General features: G+C 72.4%; 21 protein-coding genes. 14 read left to right on the top strand and 7 right to left on the bottom strand.

Annotation, left to right across the window (positions count from 1 at the left end; genetic code table 11):
- Positions 1–180 precede the first annotated feature (180 nt).
- Together HHX37_RS00210 and HHX37_RS00205 are read left to right on the top strand one after the other, a co-directional pair.
- A complete protein-coding gene (locus HHX37_RS00210; protein WP_182884123.1) occupies positions 181–1,227 on the top strand; it encodes an NAD-dependent epimerase/dehydratase family protein in 1,047 nt (348 codons plus the stop codon).
- Positions 1,228–1,274: 47 nt separating this feature from the next.
- Positions 1,275–1,523: a hypothetical protein gene (locus tag HHX37_RS00205; RefSeq protein WP_182882480.1), complete on the top strand. Its 249-nt coding sequence runs from the start codon at positions 1,275–1,277 to the stop codon at positions 1,521–1,523.
- A gap of 722 nt (positions 1,524–2,245) precedes the next feature.
- On the opposite strand, the gene HHX37_RS00200 is transcribed toward HHX37_RS00205, so the two are convergent.
- Both HHX37_RS00200 and HHX37_RS00195 read right to left on the bottom strand, forming a co-directional pair.
- The gene (locus tag HHX37_RS00200) at positions 2,246–2,689 is read right to left on the bottom strand and encodes an ATP-binding protein (protein ID WP_182882479.1); all 444 of its coding nucleotides are present in this window, start codon (positions 2,687–2,689) and stop codon (positions 2,246–2,248) included.
- A gap of 110 nt (positions 2,690–2,799) precedes the next feature.
- Positions 2,800–3,174 carry an STAS domain-containing protein gene (locus HHX37_RS00195; protein WP_182882478.1) on the bottom strand — a complete coding sequence of 125 codons (375 nt, stop codon included), beginning with the start codon at positions 3,172–3,174 and terminating at the stop codon, positions 2,800–2,802.
- A 215-nt stretch (positions 3,175–3,389) separates the two neighbouring features.
- Here HHX37_RS00195 and HHX37_RS00190 point away from each other — a divergent pair, with 215 nt between their 5' ends.
- Positions 3,390–4,571, top strand: coding sequence for a carboxylate-amine ligase (locus tag HHX37_RS00190; RefSeq protein WP_182884122.1), 1,182 nt, complete (start codon positions 3,390–3,392; stop codon positions 4,569–4,571).
- 15 nt (positions 4,572–4,586) lie between these two features.
- On the opposite strand, the gene HHX37_RS00185 is transcribed toward HHX37_RS00190, so the two are convergent.
- A complete protein-coding gene (locus tag HHX37_RS00185) occupies positions 4,587–6,035 on the bottom strand; it encodes an aminotransferase class I/II-fold pyridoxal phosphate-dependent enzyme (RefSeq protein WP_182884121.1) in 1,449 nt (482 codons plus the stop codon).
- Between the two features lie 165 nt (positions 6,036–6,200).
- Complete coding sequence (locus HHX37_RS00180; RefSeq protein WP_182873148.1) at positions 6,201–6,581, bottom strand: STAS domain-containing protein; 381 nt, start codon at positions 6,579–6,581, stop codon at positions 6,201–6,203.
- A 547-nt stretch (positions 6,582–7,128) separates the two neighbouring features.
- Between HHX37_RS00180 and HHX37_RS00175 the strand changes: the two genes are divergently transcribed.
- The 9 genes from HHX37_RS00175 (at position 7,129) to HHX37_RS00135 (ending at position 16,401) form a co-directional block, all read left to right on the top strand.
- On the top strand, positions 7,129–7,482 hold the full coding sequence (locus HHX37_RS00175) for a hypothetical protein (protein WP_182884120.1): 354 nt from the start codon (positions 7,129–7,131) through the stop codon (positions 7,480–7,482).
- 1,225 nt (positions 7,483–8,707) lie between these two features.
- A complete protein-coding gene (locus tag HHX37_RS00170) occupies positions 8,708–9,310 on the top strand; it encodes a hypothetical protein (RefSeq protein ID WP_111697657.1) in 603 nt (200 codons plus the stop codon).
- A gap of 66 nt (positions 9,311–9,376) precedes the next feature.
- Positions 9,377–10,207 (top strand): glycosyltransferase family 2 protein, encoded by an 831-nt coding sequence (locus HHX37_RS00165; RefSeq protein ID WP_310738260.1) that lies wholly within the window; start codon positions 9,377–9,379, stop codon positions 10,205–10,207.
- On the top strand, positions 10,204–11,448 hold the full coding sequence (locus HHX37_RS00160) for a 2-phospho-L-lactate transferase CofD family protein (protein ID WP_182884119.1): 1,245 nt from the start codon (positions 10,204–10,206) through the stop codon (positions 11,446–11,448). Before HHX37_RS00165 ends, HHX37_RS00160 begins: the two co-directional genes overlap by 4 nt.
- Positions 11,445–12,113 carry an HAD family phosphatase gene (locus HHX37_RS00155; protein ID WP_310740216.1) on the top strand — a complete coding sequence of 223 codons (669 nt, stop codon included), beginning with the start codon at positions 11,445–11,447 and terminating at the stop codon, positions 12,111–12,113. The genes HHX37_RS00160 and HHX37_RS00155 overlap by 4 nt, the downstream gene beginning before the upstream one ends.
- On the top strand, positions 12,103–12,870 hold the full coding sequence (locus HHX37_RS00150) for an NTP transferase domain-containing protein (protein WP_310738258.1): 768 nt from the start codon (positions 12,103–12,105) through the stop codon (positions 12,868–12,870). Before HHX37_RS00155 ends, HHX37_RS00150 begins: the two co-directional genes overlap by 11 nt.
- Positions 12,858–14,147 (top strand): lipopolysaccharide biosynthesis protein, encoded by a 1,290-nt coding sequence (locus HHX37_RS00145; protein ID WP_182882472.1) that lies wholly within the window; start codon positions 12,858–12,860, stop codon positions 14,145–14,147. The genes HHX37_RS00150 and HHX37_RS00145 overlap by 13 nt, the downstream gene beginning before the upstream one ends.
- Positions 14,144–15,409 carry a glycosyltransferase family 4 protein gene (locus HHX37_RS00140; protein ID WP_182882471.1) on the top strand — a complete coding sequence of 422 codons (1,266 nt, stop codon included), beginning with the start codon at positions 14,144–14,146 and terminating at the stop codon, positions 15,407–15,409. The genes HHX37_RS00145 and HHX37_RS00140 overlap by 4 nt, the downstream gene beginning before the upstream one ends.
- Entirely contained in the window at positions 15,406–16,401 is a 996-nt protein-coding gene (locus tag HHX37_RS00135; RefSeq protein ID WP_310738257.1) for a glycosyltransferase family 2 protein, read from the top strand. The genes HHX37_RS00140 and HHX37_RS00135 overlap by 4 nt, the downstream gene beginning before the upstream one ends.
- Before the next feature lie 16 nt (positions 16,402–16,417).
- Here HHX37_RS00135 and HHX37_RS00130 read toward each other — a convergent pair whose 3' ends face one another.
- Positions 16,418–17,203 (bottom strand): hypothetical protein, encoded by a 786-nt coding sequence (locus HHX37_RS00130; protein WP_182882470.1) that lies wholly within the window; start codon positions 17,201–17,203, stop codon positions 16,418–16,420.
- 114 nt (positions 17,204–17,317) lie between these two features.
- On the opposite strand from HHX37_RS00130, the gene HHX37_RS00125 reads away from it, so the two are divergent.
- Both HHX37_RS00125 and HHX37_RS00120 read left to right on the top strand, forming a co-directional pair.
- On the top strand, positions 17,318–19,621 hold the full coding sequence (locus tag HHX37_RS00125; RefSeq protein WP_310740215.1) for a polysaccharide lyase 8 family protein: 2,304 nt from the start codon (positions 17,318–17,320) through the stop codon (positions 19,619–19,621).
- A gap of 25 nt (positions 19,622–19,646) precedes the next feature.
- The gene (locus tag HHX37_RS00120; protein WP_220502520.1) at positions 19,647–20,645 is read left to right on the top strand and encodes a small ribosomal subunit Rsm22 family protein; all 999 of its coding nucleotides are present in this window, start codon (positions 19,647–19,649) and stop codon (positions 20,643–20,645) included.
- On the opposite strand, the gene HHX37_RS00115 is transcribed toward HHX37_RS00120, so the two are convergent.
- Both HHX37_RS00115 and HHX37_RS00110 read right to left on the bottom strand, forming a co-directional pair.
- Complete coding sequence (locus HHX37_RS00115) at positions 20,642–20,944, bottom strand: STAS domain-containing protein (protein WP_182884116.1); 303 nt, start codon at positions 20,942–20,944, stop codon at positions 20,642–20,644. The two genes, HHX37_RS00120 and HHX37_RS00115, sit on opposite strands and share 4 nt — an antisense overlap.
- Positions 20,941–25,134 carry a SpoIIE family protein phosphatase gene (locus HHX37_RS00110; protein WP_310740214.1) on the bottom strand — a complete coding sequence of 1,398 codons (4,194 nt, stop codon included), beginning with the start codon at positions 25,132–25,134 and terminating at the stop codon, positions 20,941–20,943. The genes HHX37_RS00115 and HHX37_RS00110 overlap by 4 nt, the downstream gene beginning before the upstream one ends.
- Between the last annotated feature and the right edge of the window lie 23 nt (positions 25,135–25,157).

Below are 25,157 nucleotides of genomic sequence, written 5' to 3'. Positions count from 1 at the left end.
TCCTCCTAGGTAGCGGTATTCCCGCGCCACCACTGATTCCCCCGCATTGTCCCAGGGGAAATCTGGAGCTCCCGCATCCTCTCGCTCGCCCTGGTGCATGATCACGCCTCCGCCGGGGATGGGGCTATCGCGACCTTTGTGGCGGTTTGTCGCGAAGGGTGTCAGGAAACGGAGAGCTTCATGCGAGTTGTCGTGGTTGGCGCGAGCGGAAACGTCGGGACCAGCGTGCTCACCGCCCTGGAGTCCGAGCCGAGCGTGACCTCGATCGTCGGAGTGGCCCGGCGGATGCCGGACTGGTGCCCGGCGAAGACCGAGTGGCGGACGGCCGACGTCTTCCGGGACGACCTCGGCCCGATCATGACCGGGGCCGACGCCGTGGTGCACCTCGCCTGGCTGTTCCAGCCCACCCACGATCCCGTCACCACCTGGAACGCCAATGTGATCGGCAGCATGCGCGTCTTCGCCGCGGCCGCCCGGGCCGGGGTGTCGGTCCTCGTCCACTCGTCGTCCGTGGGGGCGTACTCGCCGGGGCCGAAGGATCCGCCCGTCGACGAGTCCTGGCCGACCCACGGCTGGCCGAACGCCGCCTACGCCCGGGAGAAGGCGTACGTCGAGCGGGTGCTCGACGTCTTCGAGCGCGACCACCCGGACATCCGGGTCGTGCGGATGCGCCCCGGCTTCATCTTCAAGGAGGAGGCCGCGACCGAGCAGCGGCGGCTGTTCGCCGGTCCGTTCCTGCCGCAGCGGCTGGTGCGGCCGGGGACGATCCCGTTCGTGCCGGACATGCCCCGCCTGCGGTTCCAGGCGCTGCACTCGCTGGACGCCGGCGAGGCGTTCCGCCTGGCGCTCACCCGCGACGTGCGGGGCGCGTTCAACCTCGCCGCCGACCCGGTCGTCGACCCCGCCGTGCTCGCGGACCTTCTCGGCGCCCGGCGGGTGCCGGTCCCGGCCACGCTGGTGCGTACGGCGGTCGCGGCGGGCTGGCACCTGCGGCTGATCCCGGCCTCGCCGGGCCTGGTGGAGATGGCCCTGCAGATCCCGATCATGGACATCACCCGGGCCCGTGAGGAGCTGGGCTGGCAGCCCCGCCACACCGCGGTGGATGCCCTGCGCGCCGTACTGGAGGGCATGCGGCGCGGGGCGGGCATGGGCACCCCGCCGCTCGCCCCGGACTCGGGCCGGAAACGGATCAAGGAAGTGACGACGGGTGTGGGCATCCGGCCCTGAACCCGCCCTGAACCCGTTCTGCCGATCCCGGCACGGGAGGAGTCGCGATGGCGCTGCTCGACCCCGACTGCGTACGACGGCTGCTGGAGTCGGCCGACCCGGACGTCGCGCTGGTCTTCGTCCGGGGCGAGTGCCTGGTGCTGCCGCTCGACCAGATCGACGAGCGGCACCGGGCCCTGGTGATCACGAGGCGCGCGGACCTGCCCGAGGCCACCGGTGACCAGCCCGTCACCGAGGAGCGGGTCGAGACGCTGACCCGGTGCCTGGAGAACGTCGTCCGCGACCTCGGCGGCTGACCGATGGCGGCCCGCCGCGCGCCCGGGTGTGCGTGACCGCTCCGTCACGTTCGGTAACATCATCTGTGGAAGCCTTCTTGTGCTCTCCGAGGAGCCTCCGCGGTCGCTGCGTGCTGTCCCGGATACGCCCGCCGGCCGCCGCCCTCGGAGACAAATGACGGCGTGTCGCGAGCTGGTCCAAATTTCCGGAAAGGGCCGCGGACAAATCAGACAGCGAAGCACGCTTTCCGGGACGTATCAGGGCGAAAATACCTCGCAAGTTGTGACACGATCGTCACTCTCCGCATGGAACCCCGAATGCCCTCCGTGTGCGTTGCGTGCACGCTGGGTCACCTGTGACCATCTGGGAAAGGTCCGGGGAATCGCCGCCCGGACAGCGCATATGGGGGAGGGTGCCCCGATGAGTGCCATCAGACCCCGCGGAAGCGGGGAACGCCGTCAGGAAGTCCGGTTCCACGACCCGGAAATCGGCTCGTGGGTTGGCGAGGTGGCCAGAGCGGTCCGGGACGTCGTCGACAGCACGCCCCGGACCATTCGCCTCTGCGTCCTGATCGCGGTTGCCGCCGCGTCATGGACGTTTCTCAGGTAGCCGTGCGGCAGCCCTGGAGGAGGTGGTGGCGGGACCCAGGTTATGGCGCTCGGTCCGTCGTGTCGGCCCGATTTACGGGATCGAGAGGATAACCAGGGTCAACGCGGGACCGGCCGAAGGCCCGGCCGCCGGTTCAGATCGGGTGGATGCTCCCTCGTACGGGAGCGGCGCCCGCTCCGGCGGCCGGGCCGCCGGTGTCGAGGTGCATGGACAGCCGGATCGTCGACCGGCCGGGCACCTGCTCGATCGTCACCGAGTCGCACAACTCGCCCATGAGCCAGAGGCCGAAGCCCCGGACGCTCCGGCCGGAGGGCCGCTGTCCGGGCACGGCGCCGGGGCGCAGCGTGCCCAGCTCGTCGGCCACCTCGACGGCGAGCACGGCGCCGTCGGAGGACATCACCAGCGTGCCCACTCCGCCGCCGTGTTCGAGCACGTTGATCGCGGCCTCGTTGGCGGCGATGACGAGATCGTCCAGCCGGGCGCCGGTGAGTCCCGCCGCAAGGGCGAACCGCTGGATGTCGTCACGTAACGTCGCGAGGTCCTCCGTTATCGGCCACTGCCGGTGGTGGTCCACCACCTGTCCTCCTCGCCGCCGCCCTGCCACGCCCTCACCGGGTTCTGCCGTTCATCTCACCTCGGCGTCACCGAGGCTACCTTCTTGTGACCCTTCCGATGCCCCTACCTGCCCTACTCGGGCCCCGGCCGGGCGTTCAGCGCGCCGACGGCCTCCGTGAGGTCCGGTTCGACGGTGAACGCGTGGATGAGCCCGGTGGTCCGGAATATCCGCGCCAGCCGGGGGTTCATCCCCGCCAGGGTCACCCCGCCGTCCCGCTCCTGCAGCAGCTTGCGTACGGACAGCAGGATCCGGATCCCGGTGGAGTCGCAGAAGTTCAGCGCGCTCAGGTCGAGCAGCAACTCGCGGTGGCCCTCGCCGACGGCCGTCGTGAGCTCCTCACGCAGCCGGTCGGCGTTGGTGTAGTCCAGCGCGCCGTCAAGTGCCATGACCAGGACGTGGTCGGGGACGTGCGCGGGCACGGGGGTCACTACGACGGCGGCGGTCACTGGCACACCTCGGCGGGACACGGGCGATCGGACACGGGCATTGGGACACGGGCACGGCCGGGCAGGCCCCGGTCAGGCGGTCAGTCTAGTGGGGCGGCACGCCCGGGCAGGGCCGTACGGACCCGCGTCAAGAAATGCCATTTGTGGTTTTTCGCGGCATCGTCCGGGGGAATGGGGGACTGATTCACTGGACCCTCCTCCGAGAAAGACCACCGATGCCAGACGTGACAAGGGAGGGCCGGTTCGACACCGTCCACGGCTCTTCCCTCGTCACCCGGGCACCCGTGGACCCGGCGGCGCTCACGCTCGGCGTCGAGGAGGAGTTCCTTCTTCTGGACCCCGGCACCGGTCGGGTCGTCCCGGCGGCCGAGGACGTGTACGCACGGCTGGCCGGGCCGGCGGCGGACCGGCTGGTGTTCGAACTGACGCGGTTCCAACTGGAGAGCAACAGCGCCGTGCACACCGATCTGCGTGCGCTGCACGGGGACCTGGTGGAGTCGCGCCGGGCCGCCGCCCGCGCCGCCGCGGACGCGGGCCTCGGGCTGGCCGCGTGCGGCACGGCCCTGGACGGCAACCTCGGGGTGCCGCCCCTCTCGTCGTGCCCCCGCTACCACGCCATGCTCCGCGAGTTCGGGGCCGTGATGGACGGGCAGGGCGTCTGCGGCTGCCACGTCCACGTCGGACTCGGGGACCGCGAGGAGGCGCTGCGGGTCAGCAACCACCTGCGGCCCTGGCTCCCCGTCCTGCAGGCCCTGACGGCCAACTCGCCGATCGCGGACGGCAGGGACACCGGCCACGCGAGCTGGCGGGCGATGGTCATGGGCCGGTGGCCGAGCGCGGAGCCGCCGCCGTACTTCCGCTCGCGCCGGCACTACGAGAACCTCGTCGCCGGGATGCTGACCGGCGGCACGATCCTCGACCGGGGGATGATCTACTGGCTGGCCCGCCTCTCCGACCACGTGCCGACGCTGGAGATCCGTGCGGCGGACGTGTGCCCGACCGCCGCCGAGACCGCGATGCTGGCCGGGCTCGTGCGGGGCCTGGCCGCCACCGCGCTCCGGGACGTACGGGCCGGCGTGCCCGCCCCCGAGGTGGAGGACACGCTTCTGCGCGCGGCCTACTGGCGCGCGGCGCACGACGGGGTGGAGGGCGAGGCGTACGACCTGCTCGCCGGCGCCCGAGTGCCCGGCTGGCACCTGGTCGACCGCATGCTGGAGCACGTGCGGCCGATGCTGGAGGAGAACGGCGACTGGGCCGCGCTGACCCTCCAGCTCGACCACATGCGGCGGTACGGCTCGGGCGCCGCGCGGCAGCGGGCCGCCTACGCCCGCGGCGGCCGTCCGCGCGAGGTCGCCGAGATGCTCCTGGCGGAGACCGTCAGCGCCCGCTGGGCCTAGCCCCCGTCGAGGTCGTCACTCCGCCACCACCCGGAGCGTCTTCAGCGTGGGGTCGCTCGCGTCCGGGATGTCCATGCCGCCGTCGAGCCCGGTGGTCAGGTAGCTCAGCACCGGCTCGGTGATGATCTCGCCGGGGCACAGGGCGGGCGCGCCCGGCGGGTACGGCGTGACCAGTTCGGCCGCGATCCGCCCCACCGCCTGGCCGGTGGGCACGATCTCGACCCGCCCGAAGAACGCGTCCCTGGGCAGCATGGCGACCTCCAGTTCCAGCTCACCCGGCTCGGGCACGTCGATCCTGGCGGCGGGCGGCAGGTCACGGGCCGACGACAGGGCGCGCAGCGCGTCGAGCAGCACGCCGGCCGTCTCCTCGCCGTCGGCGACGGTGATCTCGGCGCTCACCCTGCGGTGGTCGCTCAGCGACATGTTGACGTGGCAGTGCTCGCGCAGCCAGTCAGAGGCGTGGTAGCCGTCGACGCCGAGGCCCGACACGTCGACCACGAGCTTCAGCGGGTCGAGGTCGAACGCGCCGGTGTTCTCCTTGTCCAGTACCCAGAGCCCGTGCATCTTGCCGATCTCGGCGCGGACCGACGCCGCGAGCTCCAGCGTGTGGTCGAGCAGGTCCTTGCCGTTTTCCACCATCTGCCGGCGCCAGCCGTCGAGCGCGGCGTAGATCAGGGTGGAGGGGCTGGTCGTGCCGAGCAGGTCCTCGCGGGCCTTGAGGACGGCCGGGTCCACGCGGTTGCCCTGCAGGTGGAACACCGAGCTCTGCTCCAGCCCGTTGCCCATCTTGTGGACGCTCGTCACGCACAGGTCCGCCCCGACGTTCATCCCCCACTCGGGCAGGTCGTCGTGGAACGGCAGGTGGGCGCCCCAGGCCTCGTCCACGATGAACGTGCGGCCGTACCTGCGGCACACCTCGTTGATGCCGGCCAGGTCGGCGCACGTGCCGTAGTCGACCGGGCTGGCGACGAGCACGCCCTTGGCGTCGGGGGCGGCCCGGAACGCCTCCTCCACCGCCTGGGGAGTGGGCGGGTACGACATATGGAGGTCGCCGTCCCAGTCTCCGTGGACCCACACCGGTTCGACGCCGCTCAGGATCAGCGCCGAGATGACCGACTTGTGGGCGTTGCGCGCGACCAGCAGGCGCTCGCCCGGACCGGCCACGGAGAGCATGGCGCTCTTGATCGACAGGGAGCTTCCGCAGGTGGAGAAGAACGCCTGCTCGGCGTTGACCGCCTCCGCCATGAGTTGCTGGGCCTCTTCGAGCACCCCGTTGGTCTGCAGCCGGTCGTCCAGACCGTTCATGACCATAACGTCGTCGCGGAAGACGTCGACTCCCATGATCTCCAGGACCCGCGGATCCACCCCCCGGCCCTGCTTGTGGCCCGGAGGCGTGAAGCTGAGATCTCCTCGCTTCCGGTAGGCGGCCAAAGCCTCCAGCACGGGCACACGGGACTGATCCATGGTGCCTCCCCCTGAACGGTCCGGTCTTTCCCTCGTCCGCGCGTACCCCGGCCCGACCGGTGCAAACGACCGCCGGCGCGCTGCGGGCAGGAGGGGTTCTGTACGAGAGCCCCCGCCCTCGGCGTGAGGGCGGGGGCCGGATGATCAGAGGTCAGACTCCGGTGATCAGACCATGGACACGTCGTGCGAGTCCGTCACCACCATGGCGGCGACGGCCTCGACGGGCGTGCCGTCGATCGAGAACGTGCCGCGCAGCCTGGTCGCCTCAAGGACGATCTTCAAGATGCCGTGAACTCCGGTGAGCCGCAGACAACCGGCGGCCTTCTCGATGTCGTCCCGGGCGTCCAGCAGCGCTTCCAGGCCGCAGGAGTCGCAGAACCGCAGGTTCGACGCGTCCACCACGATCTTCGCGCGACCCTGGTGGACGAGCTTCCTGATCGCGTTCCGGAGGCTGTCTCCGGTGGCGATGTCGAGTTCACCCCGCAGCACGACCACGACGGCCGGCTGGTGATCGCTCACACTGATCTCAAGCTGCTGCGTTGTCATATACGCGCCTTCATCCATATTTTTCGGGCGTACTGTCTTGAACGACGCTACCCGGAGGAGTGTCAGGTCCCAGTAATGTCCGGCAGTCGATGGCATGGGAGTCCGTCCGGCAACCCCAGTTGTGTGCCATATAGGGGCAAATAAGTAAAGAACAGGGGACTTATCCTGGTTGCTCCGGGGGGTCTCCCGCGCTACGGGGATCATGCAAAACCCCTGTTCCGTAAGGGTTTCCGGGACGTGAGCCGGTCGTCCGAGCCAGTGGCGCGGCACAGCTTGGGGTCGGCGGGCCGATGCCTCGCCGCCGCCCGCTCTACCGGGGACTTGAGTCATTCAAACATACCAGCTAGCCAGATAAGCGGGCTATCCCTAATATCCCCCTTAACCAGTATTACTTTCTGGGCGTGCTCTTGGCGTGGGCATTACCGGCCGTCGGGAGCCGGGCTCCCGGCGCCACGTCTCACAGGCCGTGCTCACATGGCCGTGCTTGGCCCGCCCGTAACTGGGTAGAGGGGCGCTCCCCGGAGACACGGCGAGCGGGAGGATCGGTATGACGAGCGAGAGCACCGCGGGCAGGAGCGCGGCGCGGGCCCTGGCGGCGAAGACGCCCGGATGGATGGTCTGGTACGGCGAGCGCACCGGCAGCTTCTGGGCCGTCCCCCGAGCGGCGACGCGGATCGTGGCCCGTCTGCTGGAGGCGCCCACGCCCGGCGACCTCGAAGAGGAGATCATGAAGGCCGAGGGCCGGCCGTCACGTCAGGCGGCGCCCGAGCAGCCGGGACGTGAGCAGCCGGGACGTGAGCAGGCGGCGCGTGAGCAGGACGGCCGAGGCGGCGGGGACGCGCCGCGCCATCGGAGGGCCAACGCCGACCCCCAGGCTCCCCGAATTCCCGTCAATCACTGACCCGCGCCCGGTGAAAATGCGCTCAGGGGTGCCCCCTTGGTCGCTCGGCCCCCGCGTCCCTCTCGAACGCCGGCACACGGGCTCGTCGACAAGGCGGTTCGTGTGGCGACGAGCCCCGCGAACGGTGGTGAGCGAGAACCGTCAGTGCTCGAAGAGCAGTGACCCGGGCCGCCTGCCCAGGAGGTCACTGACGACGAGTCCGCCCCGCCGGCGACCCGAGTGCCCGTTTGCCAGCAGAACACCCCTCTCGTCTTGCGCCGACAGCAACTGATTGAAGTGCGGGCTCATGTCCTGAACGGCATAGCAATAGCTCCCATTCGGCGACATATTCCTGCCGGGCTCTTTCATCCAGATTCTGGCGATCAGTTGACACTTGTGTGCCTCCACGATGTCCAGGAGGCCGGACCGGGTCATGCCCGCTTGCCTGCGTTTTTTGCGGGATGCGCTGCGGGCCATCTGCAGGACTTCGCTGTCTTGACCCCCATCAGCGTGTGTTCGCGAGCGCGGCTGTCAGTGAAACGGCCGGAAATGTCTCTTGAGCGCGAGGAAATCTCGTGTGAGCGCCGGCGAGTGGTACGTGTCGATCGTCGGGGTGCGGCCCGGCCGGGTGCCGCTCTCTTCCGAGCTGACCGCGCGCGTGGCGAAGACATTGGCCGGTTGTCCGAAGGGTCGACCGGGGGCGCCCGGGATGAGGACGGCGCCGGGCAGGACAGAGCGCGGCGCGGTCGGCGCGCGGCGCCGTCAGGGCGCGGTGCCGTAAGTCCGCGCCGCGGCATTGCGTCCGGGTGGACGGCCGCTCCTCGGGATAAGGACCGGTCCAAAATTGACATGCGTCCGCAAACGCGGTTGACAATGTCCGTAACGCGAGGGAATGGCGAACGGTGGCGCAACATTCAACTACTCGCGAGTACGACTTCGTCGTACTGACCCCGTCTGACCTGGGAAGACGCCCGAAAATATCCGGCTCTGTCGCCCAATACTCACTATTGAGGACGAATTTCCGGATGGGAATGACATAATGCGTGGGAGCGCTCCCGCGCTCGCGGCTGCATTCTTCGCAGCGCCCATACGGCACGCCTGCCCCAGTGGCACGTTGGAAGGAAGGTGCCGCGTCCTCATGACGGCATTCGGCGAAAGTCCTCCGTCCCGGCCCCGTCTCGACGGAAATTTTCCGGCGGACGTCGTCCGTGCCGGTTCCCGCCCGTGGGCGCCCCACGTGTGGTGGATGGCCCTGGTCGTCGGCGCCGCCGGCACCGGTTTCGTGTGGCTGGCCACGCCGCACACCAGGGAGATCCAGTCGCCCTGGCAGATGGTGGCCAAGCTCCTCGCGTTCGCCTGCCTGTGCGTGGCGATCGCGGTCTTCCCCTGGGTGTCGCCCCGGCTGAACTGGCTGCTCTACGTCCCGTTCGTGCTCTTCACGGGCTACCTGATCCCGAGGATCAGCTGGTTCTACTACGGCGACGGCGCGCGGGCCCAGGGCGACAGCTTCTACACGCATCTCTATCTGCTGCTCTATCCGGGCATCGTGCTCACGGTCGCCGCCGCGTACCGGATCGGCGGGGGGACGCCGGGCCGCTGTCTGAAGATCATGGCGACCGGTGTCCTCATCGTCTTCTCCGGCTTCCTCGACATCATGTGGTTCGTCGCCAACCCCGTCGAGATCCCCGAGACCATCGACGCGCCGCACATCAACCTGTTCACCGGGGGGCCGATCTCGTTCGGCGCGACGATCGTGTTCGCCCTCGTGCACGTCCCGATCATCGTCGGGATCAATCTGCTTCCCCTGGACCGCTGGATCGGCCGTCTGCTCGGCGCGGACGACCGCTGATCCTCTCCCTCGTTTCCCCGCAACCCGATACCTCCCGAGGAGGTGACTTTGCCGTACACGCATCCCGTGACGCGTCCCGAGGACGGTTCCCCGGGCGGCTCCCTGGACGGCCGGATGGACAGTGCTGTCGACATCTCCGTAGCCGCGCCCGCGTACAACGAGGCGGAGACCATCGCGGCGACGGTCAGCGAGTGGCAGGAGTATCTGGAGAACAACCCGGCCGTCGGCGACTGGGAGATCGTCGTCTGCGACGACGGCAGCGGTGACGCGACCGGTGAGATCCTCGCCGGTCTGCGGGCCCGGTGCCCGCGGCTCGTCGTCGTCACGCATCACCGCAACCAGGGCGCGGGCGCGGCCATCGCCACCGCCATCGCCCACACCCGGCTCGACTGGGTCGTGCTGCTCGACTCCGACGGCCAGTTCCCGATCGCCAACCTCGATCGGGTCATCCCGCGGATCCGGGCCGGGGAGGCCATGGCGTTCTCCGGCGCCCGGATCAGGAAGGCCGACGGCGCGGCGTACCGCTGGGGGTCGGCGGCCAGCGGCGCGGTCAGCAACCTGTTGCACGGCACCCGCTACCGCGACTTCAACTCGATCTTCAAGGTGGTGTACGGCCCGCTGTTCCGGGCCCTGCCCCTGGAGTCGGGCGGCATGAACTGCTCGACCGAGATCACCGCCCGGGTCGCCGAGATCGGCCACGAGTGGGTGGAGGTGCCCATCGAGCACCGCGAGCGCGGCGGGGGCCGGCGCGGCTGGCGGTTCTGGCGCGGTGCGCGCGACCGCGCCCTGTTCGTCGTCTATCTCGGTTTCCGTCACTGGCTGCTGCGCCGGGGGGTCCTGCGGCCTCCCACCCCCGGCGCCGTCGCGCCCGCGCCGGTCGCCGAGGAGGCCCGATGAACGTCGCGGTCACCATGTTCAACGGCGGCCGCGGAGCGGCCAGCATCGCGAGGGGCATGCTGGTCACTCCCGGGGTCGATCTGTCGCTGGTGGTGAACGGTTACGACAACGGCCACTCCACCGGCGCGCTGCGGCGCTACCTGCCCGGGATGCTCGGGCCGTCGGACTTCCGCAAGAACCTGCTGCTCCACCTCGATCCCGCCGACCCGGCGCAGGCCGCGCTGGCGACGGTGCTCGAACACCGCCTGCCGGCCGGGACCACGCCCGCCGGGCTGACCGAGGTCATCGAGGCCGTCGCCGCGCGGCGCGGCCGGTTCGCCGCGCTGCCTGAGGAGGCGTCCGCGCTCGTCGCGGCGCACCTGCGCGCCTTCGCCCGGCGGCTCGCCGCCGCTCCCCAGGGGTTCGACCTCGCCGACTGCGCGCTCGGCAACCTCGTGTTCGCCGGGGCGTACCTGCGGCTCGGCCGGGACTTCAACGCCGCCGTCGACGCCTGCGCCCGGGCGTTCGGCTCGCCCGTACGGCTGCTCAACGTGACCAACGGGGAGAACGCGTTCCTCGTCGCGCTGAGGCGGGACGGCACGCTGCTGGCCGACGAGGCCGACATCGTCGCGCCGCGGGACCAGCGGCGGCCGCAGGCGACGATCACCGATCTGTTCCTGCTGCGTGAGCCGGTCGGCGGGCGGCGGCGGGCCGAACTGGAGGCGTCGCCCCCCGAGTGGGCGAGGGATGATCTGCTCGAGGAGCGCGCCGAGGTCACGCCGAACCCGCGGGCGCTGGAGGCGATCAGGAACGCCGACCTCATCGTGTACGGCCCGGGAACGCCGCACTCCTCGCTGCTGCCCAGTTATCTCACGCCGGGCGTGGCGGACGCCGTGGCGCGGAGCCGGGCGGCGGCGAAGGTCTTCGTCGTGAACACCCGCGACGACCACGACAGCCGGGGGCTGAGCGCGCCGGACCTCGTGGACCGCACGCTGGCCTACCTCGGCGACCCCGGCAACCGGCGGCGCCTGGTGACCCACGTCCTCAGCCATCAGGGGCCGGACGCGGACGCGGGAGCCGAAGCCACGCCGGGCGTTCCGACGGTGCCGCACGGGGTGCTCGGGCGGGGCGAGTGGGCGGGGGCCCGCTGGCTCACCGCCGACCTGGAGGACCCGGGTCACCCCGGCGCGCATCACGGGAGGCGTACGGCCGAGGCGCTGCTCGCCATCAGGCACGAGGCGGCGCTGGCGGGGGCCCGGTGACCGATCTCCTGGCGGACGCCTGTGCCCGCCGCGTCTGGCTCTTCGATCTCGACGGCACCCTCGTCGACTCCTGCCCGGCCCACGAGGCGGCCTTCCGGCAGGCCATCGCCGAGGTCGCGCCCGGCCTGCTCGCCTCCTTCCGGTACGCGGACCACACCGGCGCGAGCACCCGTGAGGTGGCGGTGCGCCTGCTGGGCGACACCGAGGAGGCGGCCCGGCTGGCCCGGCTCAAGCAGCGGCTGTACCGCGAGAACCTTGGAACGGTGGCCGTGTTCCCCGGCGCGCGGCGGCTGCTCGCCCGCCTGACCACCGCCGGCCGGTCGGCGTACCTGGTCACCGGCGGGAGCCGCGCCTCGGTCGAGCGGACGCTCGCGGAGCGGTCCCTCGACGCGTACTTCATCGACGTGCTCACCGGCGACGACCTCCCGGTGAGCAAGCCCGACCCGGCCTGCTACGCGTACGCCTGCGAGCACTGGGGTCTCGACCCCGGCGCGGTGGTGGTGCTGGAGGACTCCGCGCACGGCGTCGCGTCGGCGGTCGGCGCGGGCCTGGCGACCATCCACGCGCACGTCGTCGAGCCGGCCCCGGGGGCGGTCGCGGCCCGCGACCTGGAGGAGATCGCCACCCTGCTGGACAAGGACGTGGAGGTGAGCGGTGCGGGCTGAGCGGATCTGCGCGGTGATCCCGGCCGCCGGGCGGGGTACCCGCCTGGGGCTCGGCATCCCGAAGATCATGGTGGAGGTCGCCGACGGCGTCACCGTGTGGCACGTGCTCCACCAGCGGCTCCGGCCGCACGTGGAACACGTCCACGTCGTGATGTCGCCTGAGGGGGAGGGGCCGTTCCGCGCGCTCGCGGCGGCGGAGATCGCGGCGGGATCGGTCTCGGTGAGCGTGCAGAAGTCGCCCACCGGTATGGGCGGGGCGATCTTCGGCGCGGCCCCGCACTGGAGCGGCCACGACGTGATCCTGGTGGTCTGGGGCGACCAGGCGAACCTGTCGCCGTCGACCGTCCGCGAGGTGGCCGAGACCCACGAGAAGGGCCTCACGCTGCCGCTCGTGCCGATGCCGGACCCGTACGTGGAGTACGAACTGGACGACCGGGGCGTGCTGACGCGGGTGCGGCAGACCAGGGAGGGCGACGAGTGCCGCCCCGGCGGGCTCGGCGACGTGGGCGTCTTCTGCCTCGACGTCGCCGGGCTGCACGAGGAGTGGACGCGCTACCTGGCAGAGGCGGCGGTGGGGGCGGCGGTGGGGGCGCGCACCGGAGAGGTCAACTTCCTGCCGTTCCTGCCGCACCTGTCGCGCGAGCGGGGCTGGCCGCTGACCGTGGTGCCGGTCGCCGATCCCGGCGAGGCGCGCGGCGTCAACACGGCCGACGACCTCGAGTTCGCCCGGAGGGCGTACCTGCGGTGGGCGCGCTGACGGAGCGGGCGGCCGCGCTGCTGGCCGCCCACCGCTGGGCGGCCGGGCCCACGCTGGTCAGCACCGTCGCCAGCGGCACGGCCGCCGCGACCACGCTCGTCATCGCCCGGGGCGCCGGAGCCGCGGCGTTCGGCCACTTCACCGTCGTCCTGTCGATCGCACTGATCGTCACGGTCGGCATGCTGATGAGCCTCAACCTCGTCATGTTCCAGGAGCTGCCGCGGGCCGAGCCCGGCGCGCGGCCGGCCCTGGTGACCACGGCGCTGCTGTCGACGCTCGTGCTGGGCGCGGCGGTGTTCGCCGCCGGGCTGCTGGCCGCCGGGCCGCTGACCGCCGCGCTCGGCGTGGACGTCCGCACGCTGGCCTTCGCGCTCGCGCTGGCGTTGTCGATGACGCTCAACCAGCTCACCGAGAGCTTCCTGCGGGGGCTGAAGCGGTTCCGCCTCGTCGCGTGGCTCAAGCTCGCCGTCGCGGTCGCCTATCTGGGCACCGCCGCGTTCTGCCTGCTCGCCCTCGACGTGCGCGACGCGGAGCCGTACCTCATCGCGCTGATCGGCACGAACCTCGTGTTCGCCGCGCTCTCCTTCGCCGGGTTCGAGGTCAGGCCGAGGCTCTGGTCGCGGGCGCTGGCCCGCTCGACGTACCGGCACGGCGCGTACGTCACCGCCATCGGCGCGCTCACCGCCGTGGCGTTCGGGGTCGACGTGATCTTCCTGAATCATTGGGCGCCCCCGGCCGACGTCGGCGTCTACTCCGTCTACAACGGCTTCCCCAAGCGGCTGCTGGGCGTGGTGTTCACCGACGGCGTCGGCCTGGTGCTGCTGCCCACGCTGGCGACCCTGGACAAGCCCGCGGTGATGCGGCGCATCGCCCGGCTCGGCCCGGCCGTCTTCGGCGCGACCGCCGTGTTCTCGTTCGCCGCGAGCACGGTCTTCTTCCTGCTGATGGGCGGGGAGTATCCGTACTCGCTCGGGCTGATGGCCCTGTCGGCGCTGGGGATCGGCGCGCACACGGTCTTCAACCTCTACCAGGTCGCCCTGACGATGGACGGGGTGCGGGGGGCCCGGGTGCTCATCGGCTGCCTGCTGGCCGGCACGCCGCTCGCGCTCGGCGGCCAGGCGGCGCTCATCGCCTGGCAGGGACTGACCGGCGGGCTGGTCGCCTTCGCCCTGACCAATCTCATCCTCGTGGCCGTCGTGGTGGCCGCCTGCGCCCGGTTGTACCGGCCCGGCGGCCCTCCCGCGGCCGTGACCGGCGTACGGGAGGCACGGCGATGAGGATCGCCTTCGTCATCAACCAGTTTCCGCCCAACATCACGGCGGGGCTCGGCCGGTACGCCGAGATGATCGCGCCGCACCTGTCGAGCGGCCACGACCTCGCCGTCCTCACCCTGAACGACGGTGGGCTGCCGGTGTGGGACCGGGCCGGCGGCGTCACGGCGTACCGGCCGCGCGGGCGCGTGCTCGGGTGGGTGCTCGGCGCGGTCGCCCGCGGGCGGCGGCTCAACCGCACGCGCGGCGCGGAGTTCCTCCTGCTCGCGCTGACCGTCGTGGTGAGCAACTGGCGTTACTTCCTGCTGCTGCGGCGGCTGCCTCCCGCCCGGCGGCCGGACGTCGTCGCCGTCCACGACTCGACGAACTTCCTGTGCGGCCTGCTGAGCCACTACGTGCTGCGGCTCCCGGTGGTCTTCCACGTCCACACGACCGAGTACGGCGTGGCGCGCCAGCGCAGCATCACCGACCCGCTCGGCCTGTTCGCCGCGCTGGAGCGGTGGCTGGCGCGGATCTCCCGCCGGGTCGTGGTGGCCACCCCCGAGGTGCGTGAGCAACTGCTCGCGGCGGGGTGGGACCGGACGCCGATCGACGTCGTCCGGCTGGGCGGCACGTACGAACGGGTGGTCGCCGACCCCGGCTTCGACCGGGAGAAGCTGCGGCTGGGGGCGGCCGACCTGCGCGCCCGGCTCGGCATCGGCGCGGAAGACCCGGTGCTGCTGTTCGTCGGCCGGATCGAACGGCAGAAGGGCGTCTACGAACTGCTGGAGGCGATGCCCGCGATCGCCGCGGCCGTGCCCGGCCTCCGCCTGGTGATCGTGGGCGAGGGCGACGAGGACGGCGTGCGGCGCATCGCCGCCGGGTCGGGGCTCGGCGACCGGGTGCTGACCTCGGGCGGCTTCGTGGACGGCCAGGCCCTGCTGGAGCACTACGCGATGGCCGACGCCTGCGTCTTCCCCTCGCTGTTCGAGCCGTTCGGGCTGGTGGCGACCGAGGCGATGGCGCTGGCCCGCCCGGTGATCCTGGGCGACGGCTTCTCCCGGATCTTCCTCGGCGACCCCGCCGAGCCCGCCGTGCGGTTCGTACGGGCGGACGAGCCGGGTGACATCGCCGAGGGGGTCGCCGAGGTCATGAACGACCCGGACCTGCGCCGGGCGCTCGCCGAGCGGGGGGAGCGGCTGGTGCGCGAGACGCTGAGCTGGCGCCGCGCCGCCCACGAGACGCTGGCCGTGTACGCCGCATCCGCGGGAAAGGCGGGCAGCCGGTGATCTCCCTGGTGGTGCCCTGCTACAACGCCGCCAAGACCCTGCGGCTGTGCCTGGAGTCGGTGCTCGCGCAGACGCGGCGGCCCGGCGAGGTCGTCGTGGTGGACGACGCCTCCACCGACGGTTCGGCGGCGATCGCCGAGGAGCTGGGCTGCCGGGTCGTGCGCCTGCCGGAGAACCGAGGTGTCTCGGCCGCCCGCAACGCCGGGATCGACGCCACCACCGGCGAGGTGATCTTCTTCCTCGACGCCGACGTGGCGCTGCGGCCCGACGCCGTGGCAGGCGCGATGGAGATCCTGGAGCGCGACCCGGAGGTCGGCTGCGTGCACGGCGTCTACGACGTCGAGCCGCTGATCGACGACGGCCCGGTCGAGTGGTACCGCATCCTGCACGCGGTCCACTGGCGGCGCCGTCACCTCGGAGAGGTCAACAGCGTCGTCTTCGCCCTCGCCGCGATCCGCCGCGACGTGCTGCTCGCCGCCGGCCGGTTCGACGAGCGGCTGCGCGACTGCGAGGACGTCGAGTACAGCAGCAGGCTCGCCGTGCGCAGCCGCATCGTGCTGACCGACACGGTCGTGGGCCGCCACGACGACGGCAGCCGCCTGCTGCCGATCCTCACCGAGCAGTGGCGGCGGGCCCTGCCGTTGATCCCGCTCGCCCTGGCCACCGCCCGGCGCGGCGCGGCCAAGCCCGAGCACGCCAACAGCCCGGTCGGCATCCTCTCCTGCGCGCTCGCCCTGGCGTGCCTCGCGCTGGTGCTGCTGAGCGTGCCGTTCGGGCTGTTCCACCCCCTCGCGTCCGCGCTGCCCGCGGCGTTCGTCGCCGGGTTCGCGGTCGCCGATCCGGTGCTGGTCGGGTTCGTACGCCGGCAGCGCGGGGTGGCGTTCACGGCCTACTTCATGGCCGTCCACCTCGCCGTACACGTCGTGCTGGTCACCGGCCTGGCGGCCGGCTCCCTGCGCCTGCTGTGCGGGAGCCGGACCGAGGCGGCGTGAGGTCAGTCGTCCGGGATCAGGCGCAGCCGACGCGGCCGGTGCTCAGCGTGATGTCGTCCATCCAGAGGTCGTACGCCGAGGGAGCGGGGTTCGGCTGGTAGAGCTGCCAGCCGAGCTTCACCGTGTCGAACCTGGGGAAGACGAAGTCGGTGTCGTTGCCGCCGTGGGCGCGGGTGGAGACGGTCAGATCGGGCTGGGGGACGCCGTCGAACCACACCGAGATCCGGTTGTCGGCGGGGTCCATCCGCCACTCGACGCACTGCCAGACGCCGGCCCGGGAGGGCGCTGACTCGCGCCAGTTGGTCCAGTCGCCGGTGGGGCCGCCGTCCGCGCCGACGCCCCACAGGTCCTTGCCCAGCGTGGGAACGTACTGCCCGCCGAGCGGCCGGACGATCTCCGGGCCCGCGCCGGTGGCCTCGACGAGCGTGTAGTGCGCCCAGTCGGGCGCGGTGGGGAACGCCTTCACGCGCAGCCGGACGCGGCCGTAGAAGCCGTTGCCGGGCGGGGCGAAGTCGTCCACCTTCAGGAAGGCCCGGCCGTTGCCCTCGGTGTGGACGTGCAGCACCTTCTGGCCGCCCCCCGCGGGTTCGACGGTGAGCGTGCCGTGCTTGGTGTCGACGCCCCACTTGAGGCTGGCCGCGCCGCCGACGGGCAGGGACTGGAAGTCCTCGCAGAACAGCGCGGCCTTCTTCGCGCAGGTCCCCGGCCCGTGCCCGCCGTGACCTCCTGAGGCGGAGGCGACCGAGGTCGCCGTCAGCGGCAGCAGCAGGGCCAGACCGGCCGCGGATAACACTCGTCTCACAACACGCTCCCTTTCCCGGTGACAAGGCAGAAGAAAGGTACGTCATTTGGGAGCGCTCCCATAGATGTCTGCCGAAGATCGATGAAAGCGGCGGATCGCGCGGATAATCTACGCGTGAAGGGACCTTCCCGGCGATTATTTCTCCAGTTCAGCGGCCTCGCCGTCCTCCTGACGGCCTGTGACCCCCAGACCGGACCCGGCACCGAGGCCGGTGTCGAGGATCTGGCCGTGCTGGGCCGCCGCTGGCGGGAGGTCACGCTGGGCGCGGGCCTGTTCGATCCGGCGCGGGAGCCGTACCGGGGCCGGCTGGCGCGGCTGGGTGCGGAGGCCCGCCTGCACCGCGACGCCATGACCCCCACCGGCCGGTCGCTCTGGCCGGACCTGCCCTTCCCGTCCCTCGGCGCCACCCCGGCGCGGCTGCGTGCCATGGCCCGCGCGTACGCGCTGCCGGGCACCGGGCTGACGGCCGAGCCGGGCCTCGGCTCGGCCGTGGCCACCGGGATCGAGCACTACGTGCGCCACGTGTACGCCGCGGACGCCGGCCAGACCGGCAACTGGTGGGACTGGCAGATCGGAGCGCCGAGGGCACTCCTCGACGCGGCTTTGCTGGCCAAGCCACACCTGACGGGCGGTCAGACCGGTGCGCTGTGTGAGGCTGTGGACAACTTCGTCCCCCCGGGCCGCCTCGACGACTACGCGGGCAACAGCACCGGGGCCAACCGGGTGGACCTGTGCACGGTCACGCTGCTGCGGGCGATCGCCGGAGCGGACCCCGGCCGGGCCGCGCTCGCCGTCTCCGCGCTCTCGCCGGTCTTCCGGTACGTCACCGAGGGCGACGGGTTCTACCGCGACGGCTCGTTCATCCAGCACGGCTCGGTCCCCTACCAGGGAGGGTATGGCGTGGTGGCGCTGACCGGCCTCGCGACGCTGTCCGCGGTGCTGCGCGGCACGCCGTGGGAGATCGCCGACCCGGCCTTCCGCAACCTCCTCGACGCGGTCGACAGGTCGTTCGCGCCGTTCGTCCACGACGGCGCGTTCATGGACCTCGTACGGGGACGCGGCGTCGCCAGACGGCCGTACGGCGACCACGCGCGCGGCAGGGAGATCGCCGCCGCGATCCTGCTGCTGGCGGAGACGGCCCCGGCCGCCGACCGGGCCCGCTGGCGGGGCATGGTCAAGGGCTGGGCGGCGCGCGACACCGCGAAGCCCATGCTCCGGGCCGCCGAGGGAGGCGATCCGGCGTTCCACGCGCGGCTCGCGGCCGTGCTGCGCGACGAGACGACACCGGCGGCACCCGAGCCCCCCGGGCACCGCCTGTTCCCTGTGAGCGCCCGCGCCGTACACCGCCGGCCCGGCTGGTGCGCGGCGCTCAGCATGGCCTCCTCACGGGTGGCCCACTACGAGCACGGCAACGGGGAGAACCCGCGCGGCTGGCACACGGGCGCCGGAATGCTCTACTGGTGGGGCCGGGAGCACGGCGACCAGTACTCCGACTCCTTCTGGCCCACCGTTGATCCGTACCGGCTGCCGGGCACCACCGTCTCCACGCTTAGCCTGCCCGACGGTGCGGGCGGCGCGTGGGGCGACACCCGCCCGCCGGCCGAATGGGTGGGCGGCGTCACCGACGGCGCGTACGCGGCCGTGGGCCAGCACCTGTACGGCCTGAAAAGCACCCTTGAGGCCTTCAAGTCGTGGTTCTTCCTCGACGACACGGTCGTCTGCCTCGGCGCCGGGATCACGGGCCGGGACGGCGTGCCGGTCGAGACCGTTGTGGACAACCGCAGGACCGGCGCCGCCCTCGCCGTGGACGCCGTGGCGGGGTGGGCGCATCTGGACGGCCACGGCGGCTATGTCCTGCCCCCCGGGCAGCCTCTGCGGACGCTGCGCGAAACCCGTACGGCGGGTGGGGTCAGCCGGTCGTACGCCACGATCTGGCTGGACCACGGCGTGGACCCTGATGCGGCCGGCTACGTCTACCACCTCATGCCGGGGGCGGGCCCGGCCGCGACGCGGGCCCGTGCCGCCGACCCCGGCTGGGCCCGCGTGCTCGCCAACACCTCCGCGCAGCAGGGGATCGCGGTGCCGTCGCTCGGGATCACCGCGGTCGCCTTCTGGGCCGGGGGACGGGCGGGCGGCCTGGCCGCCTCCGATCCGTGCGCGGTCCTCGTGCGGGACCTGGGCGACGGCACGGCGACGGTGACGGTGGCCGATCCCCGGGCCGATACACCGCGTGAGCTCGACGGGCTGACGGTGACGTGGGACCACCCGGTGGCCGGGGTCGTGGACCCGCATCCGCTCCTGGACAGCGCCCGGACGGGGGCCCGGCTCACGCTCGTCTTCGGCCGGCTGGCGGATCGGGCCGGCGCCTCCCACACGGTCACCGTACGGCTCGCGGGAGGCGTCGTTTCGACAGCGTGAGCGGGGGCGGGGCATCATGAACGGCGTGTCCGCCCTTCCCGATGCCCTCGACGACGCGCTGGAAGAGTCGCTCGGCCGCTTTCCCGTGCCCGAACTGACGCGAAACGTATCGGCGCTCATCCGGCAGTACCGGGAGGGTTTCGACCGGAGCGTCCCCGCGCTGGGCTCCGAGGCCGCCGTCGCCGCGTACGCCGGCTACCGCATGCCGGCGACCTACAGCGCGGTGGCCGCGGCGCTGCGCCAGGTCGCCATGCTCGCGCCCGGCTTCGCGCCGCGGACGCACGCCGACGTGGGGGGCGGGACGGGCAGCGCGGTGTGGGCCGCGAACGCGGTCTGGCCCGGGCTGACGGACGTCACCGTGCTCGAACAGTCCGCCTCCGCCATCGCCTTCGGCCGGCGGCTGGCCGCCCGCTCTCCCGCGGCGGCCGTACGGGAGGCCCGCTGGCGGCAGACGGTGCTCGACCGGGGGACGGCCGCGCCCGCGGCCGACCTGGTCACCATGTCGTACGTGCTCGGGGAGTTGTCGCCCGCGGTCCGGGACGACGTGGTGCGGTCCCTGGCGCTGGAGTCGGCGCGGCACGGGGGCATGCTGGTGATCATCGAGCCCGGCACGCCCGCCGGGTACGCCGGGATCGCCGCGGCCCGGCGGCTGCTGGCCGGGGCGGGCCTGCACATCGTCGCGCCCTGCCCGCACGACGGCGAGTGCCCGATCCGGGAGGGCCAGGACTGGTGCCATTTCGCGGTCCGCCTCAACCGCAGCGCCCTGCACCGCCGGGTCAAGGACGGCACGCTGAGCTTCGAGGACGAGAAGTTCTCCTATGTCGCGGCGTCGGCCCGGCCGTGGCCGCGCGCCGAGAGCCGCGTCGTACGCCACCCGCTGAAGCGCAAGGGGCTGGTGACGCTGCGCCTGTGCACGACCGGTGACGGTCTCGCCGACCACCCCGTCTCGAAGCGGCAGGGCGAGGTCTACCGCGAGGCGCGCGACGTCGTCTGGGGCGACGCCTGGCCCCCGCCCGCCGTCTAGGACTCCATTCCGTGCACGGTGGTGACCTGCACGAGGCCGGAGATGGTGAGCACCGGGGCGAGCAGGTCGTTGGCGACGAGCTCGATGCGCGGGGCGTGCGCGAACAGCACGGTCAGCCCGGCGCTGTCGAGGTACTCGACCTCGCTGAGGTCGACCAGCAGGGCGTGGCCGTCGACGGAGGCACCGGACAGCGCGGCGTCGAGCTCGCCCGCGTTGCTCATGTCGATCTCGCCGCTGACGGTGAGGACCGGGGTGCCGTCGGGGCGGCGGGACGGAGCCATGGTCAGGGGAGTCGTCATCGGGGGATCCTCGTGTGCATGTCGACGGTGGTGCCGGCGGCACCGGGACGGATGGTGACGCGCTGCATCAGGGCGCGCATCAGGGCGACTCCGCGGCCGCGGTGTGTGTTGGCCTCCGGTCTGGGGGGTTTCCAGTTGCCGCTGTCGGCCACGGTCAGGTAGAGATCGCCCGCGGTGGCGACCGCCCGCAGCCGCACGGTGCGCCCGGGGGCGTCACGGTGGCCGTGCTCGATCGCGTTCGCGCAGGCCTCGCCCGCCGCGACCAGGATGTTCTGGATCATCGTGGGATTCAGCTCGCACCGGTTCAGCCAGTTGCGCAGGGCCGTACGGACCGGGGCGAGCTGGCTCGACTCGGCGGGGAAGGCCACCTCGAACGGCGCGGGCTGGCGGTACAGCAACAGCGCGACGTCGTCGCTGTAACCGGTGTCCGGCGCCATCCGGCGCATGACCTGCGTCGCGAGGTCCTCGATGGGGGCCGAGCGGCCGTCCTGCACGGCGGCGCTCGCCTGGTCGATGCCCCTGGTCAGCGGGCTGCGGCGGCGCTCGACGAGGCCGTCGGTGTAGAGCAGCAGCGTCGACCGCGCCGGCATCGTGCGGACGTCCTCGGGCCGGGGATGGCCGGGCCGCACCGCGAGCGGTGTGGAGCGCCCGCCCTCCAGCAGTTCGGTCCCGCCGTCGGGATGGGCCAGGATGCCCGGCAGGTGCCCGGCGCTGGAGTAGACGAGACGGCCGGTCGTTGTTTCGAGGACGCCGCAGAAGACGGTCGTGCACCGGGCGCCGGGCACCAGGGCGGCGAACTTGTCGAGGGCGGTCAGCACCTGCGCCGGCCCCGCCTCCTGCAGCAGCAGGGCCCGGCAGGCGCTGCGCAGCTGACCCATGACGGCCGCGGCCTCCAGGCCGCGCCCCACGCAGTCGCCCACCACGATGCCGATGCGCTCGTCCGGCAGCGGCACGATGTCGTACCAGTCGCCGCCCACCTCCAGCGGACGGGTGGCCGGCTCGTACCGTACGGCGAAGCCGGCGGGCAGGTGGGAGGGGCCGAGGATGGCCCGCTGCAGGGCGACCGCGGCCTCACGCTGCTGGTCGAGCTGGTGCACCCGGTGCAGGCCCTGGCCCAGATGACCGGTCAGCAGCGCGAGCAGCGTCTGGTCCTCGGCCGTGAAGGGCCGGTTCTGGCCGAGATCGATCCACAGGGTGAGGATGCCCGCCGGATGCTCCAGGCTGATGCCCGCGCCGTCCGCCTCGCTCGCGACCGGGCGCAGGGGCGGGTAGTCGCGCAGCTCGGCGAGCCTGTCCCGCAACTCCGCGGGCAGGTCGAGCCAGCCGGTCCCGGTCCCGATCTCGGTCTCGGTCGCGAGGCAGGCGCGGAACAGCGCGGGCTCCGCCTCGCCGTGCCACAGCGCGGCCGTCACGTCCCGGGCCCGCCAGACCTCGCGCAGCTCCTCCAGCGCCCCCGTCAGCGCGTCGGACACGCTGCCCGCCTCGGAGACGCGCACGCTGAGCGCGGCGAGGGCCGTCTCCCGCTGGACGAGATAGTGCTCGGCGGTGACGTCGCGCAGGGTGCCGACAAGCCGGCGCTCACCGGTGCCGGGGTCCGCGACGGCGACGAAGGTGGCCGCCACCCAGATCTGGTGCCCGTCGCTGTGGCGGAGCGGCACCACGCAGCCTCCGCTGCCGTGGCTCGTCACCCGTTCGTACGCCTCCGCGAGCCTCCGGTACGTCACCGGGTCGTCGGCCTCGGCCGGCAGCCAGGGATGACGCGGGAGATAGGGGAGCCCCTCGGGGCCGTACCCGACGATGTCGGCGAACGCCGAGTTGACCTCGATGACGGCGCCGTTCTCGTCGGCGACGAAGAACGCCTCCTGCAACGACTCGATCATGGCGGCGTGCCACCGGAGGTGGTGGGCGCGCAGCCGCGCCCGATCCACGGTGGCCCGCACCCGGGCCAGCAGTTCGTCGGCGGAGAACGGCTTGACGAGGTAGTCGTCCGCGCCCGCGTCCAGCCCCTCGATTCCGGCCTCCTGTCCCGCGCGGGCCGACAGCAGCAGGACCGGGACCGCGGCGGTGCGGGGGTCGGCCCGCAGCGCCGCCACCAGCCGCAGGCCGTCCAGGCGGGGCATCATCACGTCGCTGACGACGAGGTCGGGAGCGTCGGCGCGGACGGCCTCCAGCGCGGCCTGGCCGTCGGTGACGACGTCGACCTCGTACGCGGGCCGCAGCAGGCGCCGCAGATAGTCCCGCATGTCGGCGTTGTCGTCGGCGACCAGGATCCGTGGCCGCGGCCCGTCCGCGGACGGCGAAGCGGCCGCGGAGGTCTCGGCCTCGTCCTCCCGCGACTCCGGGCTCTCGGGGAGCCAGCGCAGCGCCTCCTCCACGTACGGAGCGGCGGCGGTCGTCGGCTCACTTTCCGTGGGCCGCACCGGGACCAGACCGTCGGGCGGCAGATGCGCCGAGCCGAAGGGCAGGCGGATGGTGAACGCGGTGCCCGCGCCCTCCGCGCTCTCGGCGGTGATCGTGCCGCCGTGGAGGCCCACCAGCTCCTTGACCAGCGCCAGCCCGATGCCGCTGCCCTCGTTCGAGCGCGATCGCGCGCTGTCGACCCGGTGGAAGCGCTCGAACAGCCGGGGCAGCTCGTGCCGGGAGATCCCGATGCCGGTGTCGGCGACGGTGACCACCGCGTGGCCGTCCTCCGCGCGCAGCGTGACCCGGATGGAGCCGTCGAAGGTGAACTTCAGGGCGTTGCTCAGCAGGTTGAGCACGACCTTCTCCCACATGCCCCGGTCGACGTACACCGGTTCGTCCAGGGGAGGGCAGTCCACCTCGAAGGCGAGCCCGGCCTTCTCGACGGCCGAGCGGAAGACCCCGGCGAGGTCGGTGGTGACGGCGGCGAGGTCCACCGGTTCGTAGCGGGCCCGCATGCGGCCGGCCTCGATGCGGGAGAAGTCCAGCAGGGTGTTGACGAGCTTGCCCAGCCGCAGGCCGTTGCGGTGGACGACGTCGAGCTCCGCGCGCAGCCGGTCCTCGCCCACCCGCGCGCCGTCCCCGGCCAGCGCGGTGCGCAGCTCCTCCACCGGTCCCATGATCAGGGTCAGCGGGGTGCGGAACTCGTGGCTGATGTTGGAGAAGAACGCCGTCTTGGCCCGGTCGAGCTCGGCCAGCTCCTCGGCGCGGCGCTGCTGGAGCTGGTAGGCCACGGCCGCGTTGACGAGGGCGGCGGTCTGCCGCGCCACCAGGCCGAGGAACGACTCGTACGCCTCGTCGAGGGCCCGGCCCGCGCCGGCGGCGAGCACCATCACCCCGACCGTCCCGCCGCCGGTCTCACCGGCCAGCGGCAGCACCACGGCTTGCGTGGGAGGGGTCTGCCAGCCGCCCGAGGGCAACGCCCCGAACCGCTCCGTCACGTCGGTCACCACGACGGGCTCCCCGGTGCGCAGCACCTGGTCGACCGGCCAGTCGCCGGGGCCGCCGGGGAGCGGGGAGACGCTCGCGTCGCGCGGGCTCGTCGCGGCCGGCGTCAGGTCGTCCGTGCCGGGGCGGCGCAGGTAGATCGCCGAGAAGGGCACGTCGGCGCCCGACCGCTCCAGCGCCTCGGCGACGAGCCGGCACGCCTCGGCGACGCTGCGGGCCTGCCCGGCCTGGGCCCCGAGGTCCTGCAGCATCGCCAGGCGCCGCTCCCCGATGAACCGCTCCGTGGTGTCGCTGACCGCGGTGAAGACGCCCCGCACGACGCCGTCGTCGTCGTGCAGCGGGCTGTAGGAGTACGTCCAGTACGTCTCCTCCCAGTAGCCGTGCCGGTTCATCGGCAGCAGCAGGTCCTCCGACCAGGTCGCCTCGCCGGAGCTCATCACCGAGCGCAGCATCGGGCCGATCGTGTGCCAGATCTCCGTCCAGACCTCGTCGCCCGGCTTGGCCAGGGCGGGATGCTTGGACCCGAGCAGCGGCAGGTAGGCGTCGTTGTAGAGGAACCGCAGCTCCTCGCCCCACCACACGATCATGGGAAAACGAGAGGTGAGGCAGATCCGGCAGGCGGTGCGGAGGCTCGCCGGCCAGGTGTCCGGGTCTCCCATGGATGTCCCGGACCACGGATAGGCGCGCATCCGCCGCGCCATCTCGCTGCCGCCGGGGAACAGGAGCTCCACTGGCTGACCGTCCTCGGCGGACATCGGTTCCGTCGCTTGCTCGTCGCCCACGCGTCTTCTCCCTCGACGGCCGG

Source organism: Microbispora sp. H10885 (assembly GCF_014161415.1).
Classification (GTDB): domain Bacteria; phylum Actinomycetota; class Actinomycetes; order Streptosporangiales; family Streptosporangiaceae; genus Microbispora; species Microbispora triticiradicis.
The sequence above is the reverse complement of the archived record's forward strand: the minus strand, read 5'-3'. Positions and strand labels throughout refer to the sequence as shown.

What these genes read in the sequence shown, in the direction of transcription:
- HHX37_RS00210 (WP_182884123.1), top strand. Translation starts at nt 181, where the DNA reads ATGCGAGTTGTCGTGGTTGGCGCGAGCGGAAACGTCGGGACCAGCGTG.
- HHX37_RS00115 (WP_182884116.1), bottom strand. Translation starts at nt 20,944, where the DNA reads ATGACGACTCCCCTGACCATGGCTCCGTCCCGCCGCCCCGACGGCACC.
- HHX37_RS00185 (WP_182884121.1), bottom strand. Translation starts at nt 6,035, where the DNA reads ATGGATCAGTCCCGTGTGCCCGTGCTGGAGGCTTTGGCCGCCTACCGG.
- HHX37_RS00180 (WP_182873148.1), bottom strand. Translation starts at nt 6,581, where the DNA reads ATGACAACGCAGCAGCTTGAGATCAGTGTGAGCGATCACCAGCCGGCC.
- HHX37_RS00190 (WP_182884122.1), top strand. Translation starts at nt 3,390, where the DNA reads ATGCCAGACGTGACAAGGGAGGGCCGGTTCGACACCGTCCACGGCTCT.
- HHX37_RS00175 (WP_182884120.1), top strand. Translation starts at nt 7,129, where the DNA reads ATGACGAGCGAGAGCACCGCGGGCAGGAGCGCGGCGCGGGCCCTGGCG.
- HHX37_RS00170 (WP_111697657.1), top strand. Translation starts at nt 8,708, where the DNA reads ATGGCCCTGGTCGTCGGCGCCGCCGGCACCGGTTTCGTGTGGCTGGCC.
- HHX37_RS00160 (WP_182884119.1), top strand. Translation starts at nt 10,204, where the DNA reads ATGAACGTCGCGGTCACCATGTTCAACGGCGGCCGCGGAGCGGCCAGC.
- HHX37_RS00205 (WP_182882480.1), top strand. Translation starts at nt 1,275, where the DNA reads ATGGCGCTGCTCGACCCCGACTGCGTACGACGGCTGCTGGAGTCGGCC.
- HHX37_RS00140 (WP_182882471.1), top strand. Translation starts at nt 14,144, where the DNA reads ATGAGGATCGCCTTCGTCATCAACCAGTTTCCGCCCAACATCACGGCG.